General features: G+C 58.7%; 2 protein-coding genes. Both read left to right on the top strand.

The genetic code is table 11. From position 1 onward, the window contains the following. The first annotated feature begins 609 nt into the window (after positions 1-609). Positions 610-1,356, top strand: coding sequence for a hypothetical protein (locus LOC68_RS11010; protein ID WP_230218445.1), 747 nt, complete (start codon positions 610-612; stop codon positions 1,354-1,356). Further along, positions 1,353-1,709 (top strand): hypothetical protein (locus LOC68_RS11015; protein ID WP_230218446.1); only part of this gene is annotated, 357 nt, incomplete at its 3' end. The genes LOC68_RS11010 and LOC68_RS11015, both read left to right, overlap by 4 nt.

A 1,709-nucleotide genomic window follows, 5' to 3' on the forward strand; every position in this document is an offset into this window, starting at 1 on the left:
AGCAAGTTGAAAGGAGCAGGTCTTATGGCGAACCGAGATCGGGGCGAAAGTCGCCCGGCGAATCCAGCGACCAAGGAAGTCGCCGCCGCAACGCGGGACTTTGTCAGGATGCTGGCGAGAATCGTCGCTCGAAAAATCGTCGTAAAGAAGGACGTCAAGGCAAGATGTTCCAAGTGAGCGTTACGCGTCGGTTCTGAGCGAGAAGCGGAAGAAGTTCGCTGGATCGGCCGGCGAACGAGTTGTTCGAATTCCACTCTTAGAAAGGAATTGAATATGAAACATGGAGAACAGCGGAGTATTCGTCGTCGTTGTTACGAACCCTATGGTGTTCCACGATTGGTCTTCGCGATGGGACTATGTGTTCTCGTTGCTGGGGTAACAGCAGTCTGCTGGCGTCGCGTCGGGCCGCCGACAGTTGAACGCGGTTCGAAGTCGTTTCAGGATCCAGCGGCGATTCGCCGAACGGTCTTTGACGAGCAGGTGTTGCCGGCGATTCGCGAAGCGGACGAGGCGAATCGCGCTGCCGCAGATCGATGTTTGGCGCGAATCGCGGACTCCTTCGCGGGATATCGCTCCGGGATTGTTCCGTTTACGCGGGACGTCACAAGTATGGGAAGTCGATTCGGCGTCATTCGCCGAATGCCAATCGACTGGTGGTACGAAAGCGAGACCGTGGGGGACTTCATCGGCAGAAAGCTGGAGAAGCATCTCTTCTCGGCGGAACGCATCGAGCGAGATCTCGGGGCGGCGGTTACGATGTTTCGCCAAGACATCGAGACGAACCAGGCGAAAATGCTCGCAGAAATCCAGGCCGCTGTCAGCAGCGCTTCGATTTTAGAGCTCAACCAACTCGATGCGGCCACTTTTACGCGCGACGTTCATGAAATGCTGCTGTCGTTCGCTGCGGAGACAGGTCGACGCGACGCTGCTTTGTTCGTGGCTACGGAAGCGACTTCCGGCGTCGCCGGGGTCGTCGCCGAGCAGATGTTCGTCGCGATTCTGATTCGATTAGTCGGCGTCAGCGGTGGTTCGCTCGGCGCCGGAGCAGCGGTGGGCGGAGGAGGGGGGCTTGTCACGGGGCCTGTCGGCGCAACGCTCGGTGTTGCAGTTGGCGTGATCGTTGCACTGGCTGTCGAACGGTGGTGTACGGAAAGTGTGCATGGGGAGTTGCGCGAGACGGTGCGTCGGCTGATCGACCAAGTCGAACAAGCAGTTTTGAACGGAGTCACGGGCGAAGAAATGCCCGATTTGCAGCCGCGCCCTGGTTTGAAGAACCTTTTGAACGACTCGTGCGACCAGCTGCAGCGGGCCTATGGCGAAGTCTTTCGGCAACGCCTGCTCGGAGATGCAACATGAGAGCCTTTACATTTTGTTTTGTTGGCGTCTTGTTTGGCTTCACCGCTTTGGCGTCAGCGAACGGCTCGCCGGCGTCGATGCTTTCCCAGTCACTGCTCAGGTTGGGCGCCAAAAAAGTTGGCGAAGATGTCGCGGAGCGGATCGCCAAGGAACTGGGGTCAGAAGCGGTCGAACGGGTGTCCGCCAAGGTGATGCGCGAAGGTGGGGAAGCGTTAGCCGAAGAAACTGCGGAACTGACAGTTCGGTATGGCCCGGAGGTACTGCGTGCGCTGGACAACGTCCCCTCGCCGAACAAGATCGTCCAGGCTTTGAATCAACTGCCCGACGCAGACGTCCAGTTGGCCGCGTCGCGG

The organism is Blastopirellula sediminis (assembly GCF_020966755.1).
Taxonomy (GTDB): Bacteria; Planctomycetota; Planctomycetia; order Pirellulales; family Pirellulaceae; genus Blastopirellula; species Blastopirellula sediminis.